A 14,485-nucleotide genomic window follows, 5' to 3' on the forward strand; every position below is an offset into this window, starting at 1 on the left:
TCATCGCCTTTGATCTTTGGGTGATTTCAAAGACATATACACACATGGTGATCAGCGCTGTTGCGTACTCAGATGATCATTAGAGAGATGAAGAAGTAGGTTTTCCACAAATAAAAAGCGGCCTGCAATGCAGACCGTCTTGTAAATGTCATAAGTCAGTTCAGTGTTTTCACTGCGCTTTAACTCATCTCGTCAACTGAGCTAGTCACGCCATCTTTGTCGATAGCGCCACCTTTATTAGTCACGTAGGTAGATCAACCAGTACCACATGCCAACAAAGATACCGCCGCCAATGATGTTACCGATGGTAACGGGCAGCAAGTTGTTCATTAAAAAGTCCATCATGTTCAGATCAACATAGTCCGCTGGGTTAGCGCCTGTCATTGTCCAAAATTCAGCTGGAGCAAATGTTTTGATGCCGATAGCTAAAGGCACTTGGAACATGTTCGCAATACAGTGCTCAAAACCAGCCGATACGAACATCGCTACAGGTAAAATCATTACCGCAATTTTGTCAGTCAGTGTGCGTCCACTAAACGTCATCCATACCGCGATACAAACCAATACATTACACATGATGCCGAGCGCGATAGCTTGGATAAAATCGTGGTGCATCTTATGTTGGGAGATCGCCATTGCATTCAAACCCACTTGGCCATGGTCGAACATGTACTGTTTGGTCAGTAACATACAAGCCACCAGCAGCAATGCGCCAATCAAGTTACCTACATAAACTGTAGCCCAGTTCTTAACGAGCGTGCGCCAACTAATCTTGCCACTTGCACGAGCAACCAGAGTCAGCACCGAACTGGTAAATAGCTCACCACCGGTAACAACAACGAGAATTAAGCCCAAGCTAAATGCAAGGCCACCTAATAGGCGAGTAATACCCCAAGGCAAATCACCAGCACCAGTCGTTACGATGGTGTAGAACACAAACGCAATACCGATGTGTATGCCAGCGGAAATCGCTAGGAGAAAAGATTTGATTGGATCTTTGGTTGCTTTACCTACGCCAATATCTGCAGCGCGCTCAGCCATTTGTGGCGGTAATAATGAGTCAAATTGGTTTAGATTCATGATGATTTACATTTTGAAACATGTCGTCGGGAGCGCGATAATCCTCTCTTTCATTTCTGAATTCAAGAGCTATTTTAGGCACAAAATAGCTCTAACAGCCTTGTTGAAAGCAAATAGTCCGAGTTATTCCAAATTCATACGACTTTAGTAGTAAAAAGAAAACTCTGCTGAATGATTAGTTATCAGCATAGAAAATAACACACCTATAAATATCAACAAGTTACGTTAAAACCAAAAGAATAACGTACACTAAAATGGCTCACAGAGCGCTTTTATTTCTAGATTTTGACATAGATCAACAGAACGTAAAAAAGCGCCCTAAGGCGCTTTTAACTCAATCACAAATAAAGAAATTAGTGATGCTAAACCGAAGGTTCAATCACTTCTTCTGATGATTGTTCTAGGGTTGAATCCTCTAGAGTAGATTCAACAGCCGGGGACATCACACCAGAGTCACTTTCGTTGGCAACTTTGCCACCTAAGCTTTTCAAACTATCCACTAACTCTTCTAAGCTTTTAATGTGAGCATCACTCTTGGTAATCTGCTCACCGAGCAACTCACTGTGCTTGGTTGCTTCAGACAGTTGCTGCGCTTGCTTCTGGTTTTCAGACTCCAGCTTAGCCAATTGCTCAGTCAAAGTTTCAATCTCTGACTTTAAAAGCCCTGTCATATCAGAGCTTTTTAACGCCTTAACACTCGCTACTATCTTCTGTGATTGCTGACGTAAACCAACATCACGGTAATCTTCATCATTAACGATTTGTGAAATGCTCAGTAGCTGGTTCTCGGCATTCAAAACCGACTGTTCGAACTGGTCGCCTTTTACGCTCGCCAGCACTTTGACTTCATGAGCGACACTGCGCACATGGTTCAACTCAAACTCTGCAGCGTGAACCGCATCTTCAATGATCGACTTTTCACGAGGGCTAGCTTTCACTTGGCTTTCAGCCAACGCAATTTGAGATGCCGCCTTAGCAAAGGTTAGAGGAGCAACGTCATCAAAGTCTTCATCTTCCAAGAACTCTAATTCGTTCTTCAAAGGTTCGATGTATTTCTTATGCGCCACTTTAACTTCTAGTAAACGGGCATTGTTAAGAAATTCCACCTGCGCTTCTTGAGCGTCTTCAAGCTCATCGACCAGCACATACTCGAACAACTCGCTGTATTCTGAATACAAACGTTTGTAGCTCGAGGTAAACATGGTATCTGCGCCCAAGAACTTCAGGTAATCCATTTGGACAATCGAATCAGCAAGTACTCGGTCAGCCTTCTTCTTTAACACTAAGATCGAGTCATAGTTTGATTTGATCAACGCGATTTTTTCATCGAAGGCTTCAGCGTAAGTTAGGCTCGAGAAAATGGAGTAACTCTTGGTTATCCGAGTTTCGTCTTTCAGTAAGTCCGCATAAATGCTTTCAGCATCATCCCATGCGTCTAATAGTTCATTGTAATTCTCTGGTGCATAGAGAGACAATTGAGCATGGTCTTCAAGCTTAACTTCCCATTCGGAGTAAACGCTTTGGACAGACTGAAATGAACGGACCTCTATTGTCGATTCATTATTGTTGTTTGTGGTTTGGTTCGCGTCTGTCTGCTCTGAGGGTGTGCTTTGACAACCTGAGATAGCAAATAGCATACTGATCGTTAATGCTACTTTGTTCGCTCTCACTTATGCATATCCTTTTTATACAATATTCGCTCAATGCAAATTATTTCTAGTCACAATATATTACAACCACTTAGCAATAAACATCATTGATGATTTAAGTGGGTGCAAATCACCCAATATAACCAAAATAAACTCATCACTCGATGATTAATCAATCAATTTGGTATCACTTATCAATTCTCTTTATTTGCTATTGCCTGAGCCGAGAATGCGCACTAAGGTGAAGGTAGAGAACGTTATGAATATATAGGTTAATTATGAAGTACAACGCTGAACATATTGCTGATTTAAACCTCCTTCTTCAATTTGATGTAAGTAGTGCTGCTACTGGAATTAAAGTTCATCAAGAGGCTGCTCAAGAAACTCAAGACGCTGTTAAGCGCCTATTCGAAAAAAACCTTTGTACTCAGCCAGACGGCGGTTACCTAACAGATGAAGGTATCGAGATGGCAGAGCGCGCAGACAAGCTTCTTCGCGTACTAAACTAAAACTCCATTGTTCTAGTAAAAACTCCACTTGCTTCGGCCGTGGAGTTTTTTCATTTTTGGGCAAAGCTTTGTTAGGCTTAATGTAAATTCGTCATTTGCAGTTGTGAGGAACACATGGCTTCTATATTTATTGTCGGTGCAGGATGGGTAGGTGCACCTTTATCTGAACATTTAGAAAAACATGGTAACCGAGTGGTGGTCACGAAAACGACCCAAGCGGGAGCAGATGCCATTGGTAGCGAACAAATTCCATGTGAAGTGTTTAGCTTTGATTCATCCGATCCACAACAGACTATCGGGCGACTCTATTCATTGTTACTCGAAAACAACACTGAAATTGTGATTGGCAGCTTCCCTCCTGGCTTTAGAAAAGGAGCAGGACAAGAGTATGCCGACTATTGGCAGCAACTCACCAATGCATGCCAAAAGGCCAACATTAAAAAGCTCATTATGGTTAGTTCAACCACGGTATACCCAACCAAGCCGGGTGTGTTGAACGAGCTGGATGCATCACTCCCCCTTTCAACCTCAGGTAACGAAAACGCGTCTTCATTTTCCGATAACGCACGAATCATGCTGCAAGCTGAACAGTCAGTGATTGATTCCGGTATCGACTACACCATTCTTCGCTTTAGTGGCTTAATCGGCTCAAGCCGTCACCCATCACGCTTCGCAAGCAAGTTAAAACAAGTCAGCACACAAGCTCCAGCCAACATGCTGCACCTTGATGACGCGATTGGTGCTGTCGATTTCGCTATCAGTCAACTGCACAACGAAGTAGTTAACGTGACCACGCCAAATACAGTCAGTAAGGCGGAGTTTTATGCCGCGGCACTGAAAAGCGCCAACAGCAGTGAGCCTCTGCCCGCTGTTGTTGATACCCCAGACAAGTTAATCTCTTCGAAGAAGATTCTCGACTTAGGTTATTCATTTAAATTCGAATCCACACTGGACGCACTTCATGACTGAACAATCTATTGCTAACAATGATCCCAACATAAAACTACATCGCTCAGTCGACACCCTTTGGAACTTTATGTCTATGGGTCACAAGGTTACGCCTTCCGACTGTATCTTTGTATTGTGTAGCAACGATACTCGCGTCGCGGAATATGCAGCCGAGCTTTATCACCAACAGATCGCGCCTTACATCGTTTTTTCTGGCGGTGTGGGACGCTTTACCGAAGGAAGCTTTACAGAAGGGAGCTTTGAGCGCTCAGAAGCTGAAACATTCGCTTCTATCGCGCGAGATTGTGGTGTGCCTGACTCTGACATTATCATAGAGAAACACGCGACAAATACTGGGGAAAATGTACGATTCACTCATGAGTTGCTGACAGAAAAAGGGTTATCGCCGAAGAGGCTAACCTTAGTTCAGAAGCCCTTCATGGAGAAACGTACCTACGCCACCTTCAGTAAACAGTGGCCTGACGAAACTTCCGAGATTACCGTGACGTCGCGATGGCAAAACTGGGATGATTACTTTAACGAAGAGCTACCGTTAGATATGGTGTTAGGCGCATTAATTGCTGATTACGAGCGAATCAAATCCTACCCAGAGAAAGGCTTTCAGATTGAGATGCCCATCTCCGACGACGTTGACCACGCCTATCAAGCATTGAAGAAGCTCGGTTTCGAATAAATCAAAAGATCGACTTCGAATAAAATAAAAGCTCGGTTGGGAATAAAATAAAAGCTCGGCTTGGAAGAAAGCAAAACACAGGCCCATAAACAAAAACGGTGACACTTGGTCACCGTTTTTCGTTCTTTCGCGTTAGCAATGTCAGCATCTGTAGGTCAGCTTATTTACCTAACGCTTCTTTGTAGTGCAGACGGCAAACAGAAACGTATTTATCGTTACCACCAATAGCCACTTGGTCGCCCTCAGCAATCGCCACACCGTGCTCGTCGGTACGAATGACCATGTTCGCTTTACGGCCACAGTGACAAATTGTTTTAAGCTCAACAAGTTTATCTGCCCAAGACAGTAAGTAACGGCTACCTTCAAACAGTTCACCCAAGAAATCGGTACGTAGGCCGTAACAAAGTACTGGGATGTGCAGCTTATCAACCACTTCTGTTAGTTGGTACACCTGCTCCTTCGATAAAAACTGACACTCATCGATCAAAACACAATGACGCTTTTCTTCCTCATTGAGCTTTTTGATCGCATCAAACATGTTGGTGTCATTTTTAAACAGCTGAGCTTCAGATTGCAGACCAATTCGTGAGCTCACTTTACCGATACCATAGCGATCGTCCAACGCTGCCGTAAAGATCACTGGCGTCATGCCACGTTCTTGGTAGTTGAATGAAGATTGAAGAAGCGTTGTTGATTTACCCGCATTCATTGCCGAGTAATAAAAATACATCTGAGCCACAGAAATATTCCTGTTATTTAAAAGTTGAAGATAGAAAAAGGTGAAAATAGAGAATTCGTGCTAGAAAAAAGGGCTGAAAATCAGCCCTTTTTATAAGATTTACTTACGACGCCAAGTCGTACCTTCTGGGCCATCTTCCAGAACAATACCTAACTCGTTTAGCTTATCACGTGCAAGATCGGCGTTTGCCCAGTCCTTTGAAGCACGAGAGTCGTTACGCAGTTTGATCAACGCTTCGATTTCAGCCACTTCGTCGTCGTTACCTGCCGCATCACCTTGTAGGAAGGCTTCTGGCTCTTGGTGAAGAATACCGATGATGTCTGCTAGTTCACGCATCAATGCACCAAGTCCGCTTGCTTTTTCAATGCTTTCAGGCTTGATACGGTTGATTTCACGAGCCATTTCAAACAGTACTGAATAAGCTTCAGGTGTGTTGAAATCATCGTTCATCGCTGTAGAGAATCGAGTCACGTACTCTTCGCCACCCGCAGGAGCTGCTGTAAGGTCTAGGCCACGAAGTGACGTGTATAGACGCTCTAGTGATGCACGAGCTTGGTTTAGGTTATCTTCGCTGTAGTTTAGTTGGCTACGGTAGTGACCAGACATTAGGAAGTAACGTACCGTTTCAGCATCGTAATGTGCTAGAACGTCACGGATAGTGAAGAAGTTACCTAGTGACTTAGACATCTTTTCTTTGTCTACCATCACCATACCACTGTGCATCCAAGTATTTACATACTGAGTGCCGTGCGCGCAGCAAGACTGTGCGATTTCGTTTTCGTGGTGAGGGAACTGCAGATCTGAACCACCGCCGTGGATATCGAAGTGGTTACCAAGAATAGACGAGTTCATTGCTGAACATTCGATGTGCCAACCTGGACGACCTGGGCCCCATGGCGATTCCCATGTAGGTTCACCTGGCTTAGACATCTTCCAAAGAACGAAGTCTAATGGGCTACGTTTTGCAGATTCAACATCAACACGAGCACCCGCTTGAAGCTGATCAAGGTCTTGCTTAGAAAGCTTGCCGTATTCGTCGAATTTCTTTACTTCGAACATCACGTCGCCGTTGCTTGCAACGTATGCGAAACCACGTTCAATCAGCTTTTCAACAAGCTCGATGATTTCAGTGATGTATTCTGTCGCACGAGGCTCAACATCTGGACGTTTCATGTTCAATGCATCAAAGTCTGAGTGCATCTCACCAATTAAACGCTCAGTCAAAGAGTCACAAGACTCACCGTTTTCGTTAGCGCGTTTGATGATTTTGTCATCGATATCTGTGATGTTACGAACGAAGTTCAAATCGTAACCAAGGTAACGAAGGTAGCGAGTTACTACGTCGAAAGAAACGAACGTACGACCATGACCAATATGACAGAGATCGTATATGGTTACCCCACAGACATACATGCCGACTTTGCCAGCTGTAATTGGTTTGAATTCCTCTTTCTGTCTTGTGAGCGTGTTATATATCTTCAGCATGATCTCTATCTATTTTATGGATTAATCAAAAATAAGCTCGCAGTATAACAAGTCATACCTTAATAGGTAATCCCCCAAAGCAGGAATTACCTCAAACATCCGAGTTAAGTTAATGATTTGGTGATTTGAAAGTCCGTCAACATGCGCTAGAATTCGAACTTCATATTAAAAAGACAGTAAGGTAACAATCATGATCATCCTTCACACAAATTTTGGTGACATCAAAGTTCAACTTAACGAAGAAAAAGCACCAGAAACAAGCGCAAACTTTCTACAGTATTGCCGTGACGGTTTCTACGACAACACACTATTCCACCGTGTTATCGATGGTTTCATGATTCAAGGCGGCGGCATGACTTCTGGCCTTAAAGAAAAGGCAACTCGTGCAACGATCAAGAACGAAGCAAACAACGGTCTTGCGAACAAAGTTGGTACGCTAGCAATGGCTCGTACTATGGAACCGCATTCAGCGAGCTCTCAGTTCTTCATCAATGTTAACGACAACTCTTTCCTAAACTTCCGTAGCGAAAGCCTAGACGGTTGGGGCTACTGTGTATTCGCAGAAGTTGTTGAAGGCATGGACATTGTAAACAAGATTAAAGGTGTTAGCACTGGTTCTATGGGTATGCACCAAGATGTACCTCTAGAAGAAGTGATCATCACTGGTACTACAATCGAAGCTTAATTACTTGCTTTCGGTTAGGGCGTATTGACCTTTTGAGCTGATTTTTGCAGCGAGTTGCTGGGGATTTATACAAGGCATAGGCTTTGATGTGTAGCTAGCCTACATGAGAAGCCGATAACGCAGTAGAAATGACCAGCAAACGCCGCCCAAAAGGTTCGAGCTGGGCGCCCCCGCATAAAGCGTTCTACTCTTTGTTGAGGGAAATTTGCTTAGAATGACTAGGCTTCCTATCCCTCGCCTCGATTAAAACGCTTTTGACTAGGCGCCCCATCCGAACAAAATTTAACCGCCAAAGGTCAACACGCCCTAGTATTAATAATTGATGAGCCGATAAAATCAGGATATAGGGAGCGAATCGCTCCCTTTTTTTAGACCTATGAAAACATATTTTATATCAGACCTGCACCTTTCTCCGTCACGACAAGACATCACAGACTGCTTCTTAACCTTCATGAAGAACGAAGCCATAGAAGCGGATGCACTTTACGTATTAGGCGACCTTTTCGAGTTCTGGATTGGTGACGACGATAAGAGTGAGTTCGCGACTTCTATCCGCCAAGCGTTTATCGACTTAGTGAAAACAGGCGTGCCTTGTTACTTTACTCAAGGGAACCGTGACTTCTTAGTCGGCAAAAAATTTGCTAAACAAACGGGAGTGAAACTTCTCGACGAAGTTTCTACGATCGATATCTACGGGCAAAAAGCGGTGGTGTTGCATGGTGATACACTATGTACTGAAGATGTAAAGTACCTCGCCTTTCGTGAGAAAGTGCATCAACCATGGTTACAATGGGTCTTCAACCGAATCCCATTTTTCATCAAGAAGAAAATTGTTTCTAAGGTTCAATCAGATATCAAAGATGACAAGCAGACCAAGTCTCTCGACATCATGGATGTTACACAGCAAGAAGTCGAAGATGTGATGGAACGAAACAATGTCGATCTGATGATCCACGGCCATACTCACCGCCCAGATATCCATACATTTAATGCTAACAATTGCACTAAAACCCGTATCGTACTTGGCGATTGGTATACACAAGGCTCAGTGCTGGTGTTCACGCCGCAAAGTTTTGAACTACAGAATCGAGCGTTTAGCAATAGCTTTTAACATCACGCTTAAACTTTCACTTTGATTATTATTGTCGGTCAGACTTTCTTAGAAAGTGTATGGTAATTTCTAGTGAATTAGCTATTATCTCTCTACCAGAAATAAACCGAACACAGTACCAAGTTGAAATATTCATACGTAGCGCGTCAACCAATACTCGACACAGGCAAGAAAACCATAGGTTACGAGTTGCTATTCAGGGATGGTCCTAAGAACACTTTCCCTGAAGTAGAGCCGGAGCTCGCTACCAGCCGTTTGCTTTCCGATCACTTCTTATCGACCCACTACAACACGTTGGGTGATAAGCTTGGGTTCGTGAACTTCCCATATGCAAGCCTAATCAACTTAGTCCCTACTCTGTTCCCCAAAGAAAGCCTCGTTGTTGAGGTTCTTGAAGACTGCGAACCGACAGACGAGTTACTTGCAGCCATCAAAACCATCTTTGACGCGGGTTATACCATTGCGCTAGACGACTTTGTGCCAAGTAAAGCTTGGAAGCGCTTCTTACCTTACGTTTCGATTATCAAGTTCGATATCCGTTTGACGCCAATTGCCAAAGCAGCGATGTTTATGAACTCTCTCAAAGGGCTAGATATCAAGTTCCTTGCTGAGAAAGTGGAAACATACGAAGAATACCAAGAAGCGAAGAAAGCCGGCTTCACCTACTTTCAAGGTTACTTCTTTAGCAAGCCTGAGATGATCCAAACGCGTGCGCTCAACCCGGCATTCCTGACGACCGTTCAGCTATTAAAAGAGATTGCACACGATCCTATCGACTTTGGCGAAGTCGAGCGTTTGATTACGCTCGATGTGACCATGTCTTACAAGCTACTTACCTACGTAAACTCCGCGGGTGGTTCACCAACAACGATTCGTTCATTCCGCCAAGCGCTTATTTACCTTGGTGAACAGAAGCTGCGTAAATTCGTCTCACTGGTGGCTATCGCCTCTGCGAAAGAAGATAAGCCGGACTCACTCTATGGCTTAGCGGTAATACGCGCACGTCAGTGTGAACTCTTGGTTGAAAAGATGAATGTTAAGGTAGAGCCTGGACAAGCCTTTTTGACCGGTATGTTTTCTCTATTGGATTCACTCTTTGACCAACCATTGAAACAAGTACTCGATTCAGTGCCGATTGACCTAGAGATCAAACAAGCCTTGATTCAACGTAAAGGCGTGTTGGGTGCAGTATTGGCGATGGTGGTTGCGTATGAACAAGCTCGATGGGATGAAGCGACTCGTATTCGCCAGCTTCTCAAACTGAGTGAAGCTCAACTTGGTCAAGCTTATGACGAAGCGACGACTTGGGCTCAAGAGTTATTGTCTCCAGCTTTGAAATAGTAAACTTCGCGCTAACACTTTGATAATTTCAATAGAAACTAAACTTTGGTGAGCGATCTTTTCTTGGTAAACTCCCACGCATTCATTTATGGCCTCTTAATAGAGGCCATTTTTACAGGATCTGACTATGCCTTTATGCCCATGCGGTAGCAATAATACTTACCAACAGTGCTGTGAATCAGCGCACCTTAACCACAGTGCCGTTGAAACACCTGAGCAGTTGATGCGCTCGCGTTATTCGGCGCACGTGTTGGGTTTGGTTGACTATGTTGTTGCGACTTACCACCCTAGCTGCAATGCCGAAGCACAAAGAGAAGGCATCGCCGAATCTATCGACAGTGATTGGGCAGGGTTAGAGGTCATCGATACTGCGGCGGGCTCGCACCAAGACGAAGGCTTTGTTGAATTTAAAGCTTACTTCAATGAAGACGGCGCACAATACTGCATGCAAGAGCGCTCGCATTTCGTTCGTGAAAACGGGCTATGGTTCTACATCGACGGTGAGTTCCCAGAGCAAAACCAACCAGAACCAGAAATCGATCCTCGTTTAAACCAAACGGTTGAAAGCTTCAAGATCGGCCGTAATGACCCATGTATTTGTGGTAGCGGAAAAAAGTATAAGAAGTGCTGTGGGTAACTCGCACGGCTAAGAAGTCAGATTAATAGAAGAGATTCCTGATGTCGCTTAGGTTCCTCGGAATGACGTAAAGTCAGAGTTTAGCAAAGTGACGCAGGGCTTAGAAATCTTGAAAATTAAAAAGCTAAAAAGCTAAAAAGCTAAAAAGCCGGTAAACATAGTTGTTTACTGGCTTTTATCTATCTGTTACGTGGTTCGATTAATCTAAACAGAGCTTACTTATGACGCTCTTTTAATTTGTTCACCACATCGTTCATCGATAAGCCTTGGTCTTGAAGAAGAACCATCAAGTGGTAAATCAAATCTGCTGATTCACACACTAATTCCGCCTTATCGCCCGACGTCGCCGCAAGCGCGACTTCAACGCCTTCTTCGCCCACTTTTTGCGAAATACGCTTGGTGCCACGGGCATATAGACTGGCAGTATAAGAAGACTCAGGGTCTGCGTCCTTGCGGGCAGCCAGTAGCTGCTCAAGCTGATGAAGCCACACCATCTGAGACTCTTCTTGCTTGTCTCCATCCCAACACGTTGTTGTACCTGTGTGGCATGTTGGGCCAATGGGATTAACTTTAACCAGCAAGGTGTCGCTGTCACAATCCAAGGCGATGTTTTGCAGTTGCAATACGTTGCCCGACGTTTCACCTTTCGTCCAAAGACGCTCTTTGGTGCGAGAGAAAAACGTCACATTGCCTGTTTCACCGGTTTTCTCAAGTGCTGCTGGGTTCATGTATCCCATCATCAACACTTGGCTCGATTGGTAATCTTGAACAATAGCTGGCACTAAGCCATCTACTTTTTCCCAGTTAATACGCTCTGACAATGCGCCTACTTCTGTTTTTGATAAGCTTGCGGTTTCAAAACTCATAGTCGCACCTCTACATCTTGTTGTTTTAAATACTGTTTAAGTTCACCAATATTGATGACTTGCTTGTGGAATACCGAAGCTGCTAATGCACCGTCCACGTTGGTCTTCTTATAGGCTTCAGCAAAGTGCTCCATTGCGCCAGCGCCACCAGAGGCAATCAATGGCACATTACACACTTCACGCACCATGTTTAACTGATCGATGTCGTAGCCGTTACGAACGCCATCTTGGTTCATCATGTTTAACACAATCTCACCTGCGCCACGCTTCTGTACTTCCTGCACCCAATCTTTGGTTTCCCATTTGGTTGCTTTCGTACGCGCTTCATCGCCAGTGAATTGGTAAACCTGATATTTACCGGTTTCTTTATCGAAGTATGAATCGATGCCGACAACGATACACTGCACGCCAAACTTATCAGCAAGGTCAGTGATCAGCTGTGGGTTAGCCAATGCCGGGGAGTTGATTGATACTTTATCTGCACCAAACTCAAGAATGCGCGCTGCATCTTCTGCTGATTTAATACCACCAGCCACACAGAAAGGAATATCGATCACTTCTGCTACGCGTTTTACCCAGCTCTTATCCACCACACGACCGTCGCTTGATGCGGTGATGTCATAAAATACCAGTTCATCAGCGCCCTCTTCTGCATAGCGTTGTGCTAGCGGAACGATGTCACCAATAACTTCGTGGTTACGGAACTGAACGCCCTTAACCACTTGTCCATCACGGACATCCAAACAAGGGATTATTCGCTTTGCCAACATGCAAATGCCTCCTCTGCGGTAAACTTGCCATCAAGTAGTGCACGACCCACAATCACACCCGCAACACCGCTGCCTTTTAGCGCTTCGATATCAGCTAGGCTGCCAATGCCGCCCGATGATTGAAATTGCACTTGTGGGTACTGCTTACAAAGATCAACGTAAAGCTCTACGTTTGATCCTTCTAGCGTGCCATCGCGTGAAATATCTGTACACAGAACGTGTTTAAGGCCAACCGTGAGGTAGTCTTCAATTAGCGCTTCAATGGTCACGCCTGAATCTTCTTGCCAACCTGAAATCGCCACTTTACGTGTGCCGCTTTCGTCAATGTTGATGTCTAGAGCCAGAACGATTTTTTCCGCGCCGTACTTCTCCATCCAACCTTTCACCAACTCAGGTTGCTTAACGGCTGTAGAACCAACCACAACGCGCTGTGCGCCAGCTTCTAGCAGATCAACGACATCTTGTTCATTACGCACGCCACCACCAATCTGGATGTTCGCAGGCGTGCTAGCAAGGAGCTTAGCAATCAAGTCTAACTGACGAGCCGTTGTGTCTTTTGCGCCCGTTAAGTCAACAAGGTGCAGCCAGCCAGCGCCAGCTTGGTGATACAGATTAAACTGCTCTGCTGGGTCTACTTTGTATTCTGTTACTTGCCCGTAGTCTCCTTGGAATAAGCGAACTACTTGGCCTTCAATTAAATCTAACGCGGGAATAATCATTTACATTCCTTATATGGCAACGTTAGCCGCTGCCTAATCCTTATTACAATTCCAAGAAGTTCTGAATCAGCTTAGAGCCAGCTTTCGAAGATCGCTCTGGGTGGAACTGAACACCATAATAATTGCCACTTTGAACCGCCGCAGTGAACGGATTACCGTAATCACATTGTGCGATTGTGTAGTCGCCCACTGGCATTGCGAAGCTATGAACAAAGTAGAAGTATTCGCCTTCTTCAATGTCTTTAAATAGAGGATGATTAGGTGTTGCCGTTACGGTGTTCCACCCCATGTGTGGTAATGGCAAGTCGCCCGTTTCAAGTAAACGAACTTCACCATCACACAAACCTAGGCATTCAACTAACTCGTCAGCCTTCTGGCCTTTCTCTTGAGACAGTTTACCTAACAGCTGCATACCTAAACAGATACCTAACAGAGGCTTCTCTACTTGCTTCACAAGGGTAACAAGGTCACGCTCTTGCAGGTTCTTCATTGCCTCGCTTGCTGTACCTACACCGGGTAGGAATAGCTTGTCGGCAGCAAGAACCACTTCTGGTTCTTTTGAAATTTCAACTGCGTAGCCAAGGCGTTCAATCGCAAACTTCACCGATGAAACGTTGGCACAACCCGTATCAATAATAACGACTTTTTGCTCTTTCATACCGAACCCTTACAGAACGCCTTTGCTGCTTGGCAACTCGTTACCTTCAACTTTGATTGCTTGGCGAAGAGTACGGCCAAACGCTTTGAACAGGCTCTCAATGATGTGGTGATCATTATTGCCATCAGAAGAAAGGTGTAGCGTACAAGCCAATGTATCGGTTAGAGAGCGGAAGAAGTGAACCACCATCTCGGTTGAAAGATCACCCACTTGCTCACGGCTGAACTTAGCATCGAACTTCAGGTATGGACGACCAGAAAGGTCTAGCGCACACTGAGCCAAACACTCATCCATTGGAAGGCTAAAACCAAAACGGCCAATACCACGTTTGTCGCCAAGTGCATCTTTCAATGCTTGGCCTAAAGCCAGAGCGGTATCTTCGACTGTGTGGTGATCATCGATGTGCAGGTCGCCCTTTACAGTCAGGTTCATTTGGAAACCACCGTGTGTCGCGATTTGATCAAGCATGTGATCGAAGAAACCCATGCCGGTATCGATCTTGTTGCCACCAGTTTCATCAAGGTTTACTGCAACCTTGATATCTGTTTCTTTAGTAGTACGAACTACTTCAGCAATACGCGCATTAACCGTCAG

The 14,485-nt window shown here is 44.7% G+C and carries 16 protein-coding genes; 7 read left to right on the plus strand and 9 right to left on the minus strand.

The features are described from left to right. Positions 1–237 precede the first annotated feature (237 nt). Both focA and IQQ51_RS06815 read right to left on the minus strand, forming a co-directional pair. Complete coding sequence (gene focA, locus IQQ51_RS06810; protein ID WP_050621867.1) at positions 238–1,080, minus strand: formate transporter FocA; 843 nt, start codon at positions 1,078–1,080, stop codon at positions 238–240. A gap of 362 nt (positions 1,081–1,442) precedes the next feature. Then, positions 1,443–2,750, minus strand: a complete 1,308-nt coding sequence (locus tag IQQ51_RS06815) for an ATPase (RefSeq protein ID WP_050650227.1) — start codon at positions 2,748–2,750, stop codon at positions 1,443–1,445. 257 nt (positions 2,751–3,007) lie between these two features. On the opposite strand from IQQ51_RS06815, the gene IQQ51_RS06820 reads away from it, so the two are divergent. The 3 genes from IQQ51_RS06820 (at position 3,008) to IQQ51_RS06830 (ending at position 4,880) form a co-directional block, all read left to right on the plus strand. Beyond that, positions 3,008–3,238, plus strand: coding sequence for a TIGR02647 family protein (locus IQQ51_RS06820; protein ID WP_017060280.1), 231 nt, complete (start codon positions 3,008–3,010; stop codon positions 3,236–3,238). Positions 3,239–3,352: 114 nt separating this feature from the next. Beyond that, the gene (locus IQQ51_RS06825; protein WP_193840657.1) at positions 3,353–4,207 is read left to right on the plus strand and encodes an NAD(P)H-binding protein; all 855 of its coding nucleotides are present in this window, start codon (positions 3,353–3,355) and stop codon (positions 4,205–4,207) included. After that, positions 4,200–4,880 (plus strand): YdcF family protein, encoded by a 681-nt coding sequence (locus IQQ51_RS06830; RefSeq protein ID WP_193840658.1) that lies wholly within the window; start codon positions 4,200–4,202, stop codon positions 4,878–4,880. Before IQQ51_RS06825 ends, IQQ51_RS06830 begins: the two co-directional genes overlap by 8 nt. A 160-nt stretch (positions 4,881–5,040) precedes the next feature. Here IQQ51_RS06830 and IQQ51_RS06835 read toward each other — a convergent pair whose 3' ends face one another. Beyond that, a complete protein-coding gene (locus IQQ51_RS06835; RefSeq protein WP_017060277.1) occupies positions 5,041–5,619 on the minus strand; it encodes a thymidine kinase in 579 nt (192 codons plus the stop codon). A 99-nt stretch (positions 5,620–5,718) separates the two neighbouring features. Next, positions 5,719–7,104, minus strand: coding sequence for a cysteine--tRNA ligase (gene cysS, locus IQQ51_RS06840; protein WP_193840659.1), 1,386 nt, complete (start codon positions 7,102–7,104; stop codon positions 5,719–5,721). 190 nt (positions 7,105–7,294) lie between these two features. Here cysS and IQQ51_RS06845 point away from each other — a divergent pair, with 190 nt between their 5' ends. From IQQ51_RS06845 to IQQ51_RS06860, 4 genes are all read left to right on the plus strand, one after another. Beyond that, positions 7,295–7,789 (plus strand): peptidylprolyl isomerase, encoded by a 495-nt coding sequence (locus IQQ51_RS06845; protein WP_017060275.1) that lies wholly within the window; start codon positions 7,295–7,297, stop codon positions 7,787–7,789. Positions 7,790–8,165: 376 nt separating this feature from the next. Next, positions 8,166–8,900, plus strand: a complete 735-nt coding sequence (gene lpxH / locus IQQ51_RS06850; RefSeq protein WP_193840660.1) for a UDP-2,3-diacylglucosamine diphosphatase — start codon at positions 8,166–8,168, stop codon at positions 8,898–8,900. 123 nt (positions 8,901–9,023) lie between these two features. After that, on the plus strand, positions 9,024–10,241 hold the full coding sequence (locus tag IQQ51_RS06855) for an EAL and HDOD domain-containing protein (protein WP_052879875.1): 1,218 nt from the start codon (positions 9,024–9,026) through the stop codon (positions 10,239–10,241). A 127-nt stretch (positions 10,242–10,368) separates the two neighbouring features. Beyond that, positions 10,369–10,878 carry a YchJ family protein gene (locus IQQ51_RS06860; protein ID WP_193840661.1) on the plus strand — a complete coding sequence of 170 codons (510 nt, stop codon included), beginning with the start codon at positions 10,369–10,371 and terminating at the stop codon, positions 10,876–10,878. Positions 10,879–11,093: 215 nt separating this feature from the next. On the opposite strand, the gene hisIE is transcribed toward IQQ51_RS06860, so the two are convergent. The 5 genes from hisIE to hisB all read right to left on the minus strand — a co-directional run. Continuing rightward, on the minus strand, positions 11,094–11,744 hold the full coding sequence (hisIE, locus tag IQQ51_RS06865) for a bifunctional phosphoribosyl-AMP cyclohydrolase/phosphoribosyl-ATP diphosphatase HisIE (protein WP_009848800.1): 651 nt from the start codon (positions 11,742–11,744) through the stop codon (positions 11,094–11,096). After that, entirely contained in the window at positions 11,741–12,514 is a 774-nt protein-coding gene (hisF, locus tag IQQ51_RS06870; protein WP_193840662.1) for an imidazole glycerol phosphate synthase subunit HisF, read from the minus strand. Before hisF ends, hisIE begins: the two co-directional genes overlap by 4 nt. After that, positions 12,496–13,233 (minus strand): 1-(5-phosphoribosyl)-5-[(5-phosphoribosylamino)methylideneamino]imidazole-4-carboxamide isomerase, encoded by a 738-nt coding sequence (gene hisA, locus IQQ51_RS06875; protein WP_012604374.1) that lies wholly within the window; start codon positions 13,231–13,233, stop codon positions 12,496–12,498. The genes hisF and hisA overlap by 19 nt, the downstream gene beginning before the upstream one ends. A 43-nt stretch (positions 13,234–13,276) precedes the next feature. Further along, complete coding sequence (gene hisH / locus IQQ51_RS06880) at positions 13,277–13,891, minus strand: imidazole glycerol phosphate synthase subunit HisH (protein ID WP_017060268.1); 615 nt, start codon at positions 13,889–13,891, stop codon at positions 13,277–13,279. 9 nt (positions 13,892–13,900) lie between these two features. Further along, positions 13,901–14,485, minus strand: a 585-nt coding sequence (gene hisB / locus IQQ51_RS26775) for an imidazoleglycerol-phosphate dehydratase HisB (RefSeq protein WP_228012714.1), incomplete at its 5' end; no start/stop codon positions are given.

Source organism: Vibrio sp. OPT18 (assembly GCF_015163615.1).
Taxonomy (GTDB): Bacteria; Pseudomonadota; Gammaproteobacteria; order Enterobacterales; family Vibrionaceae; genus Vibrio; species Vibrio coralliirubri.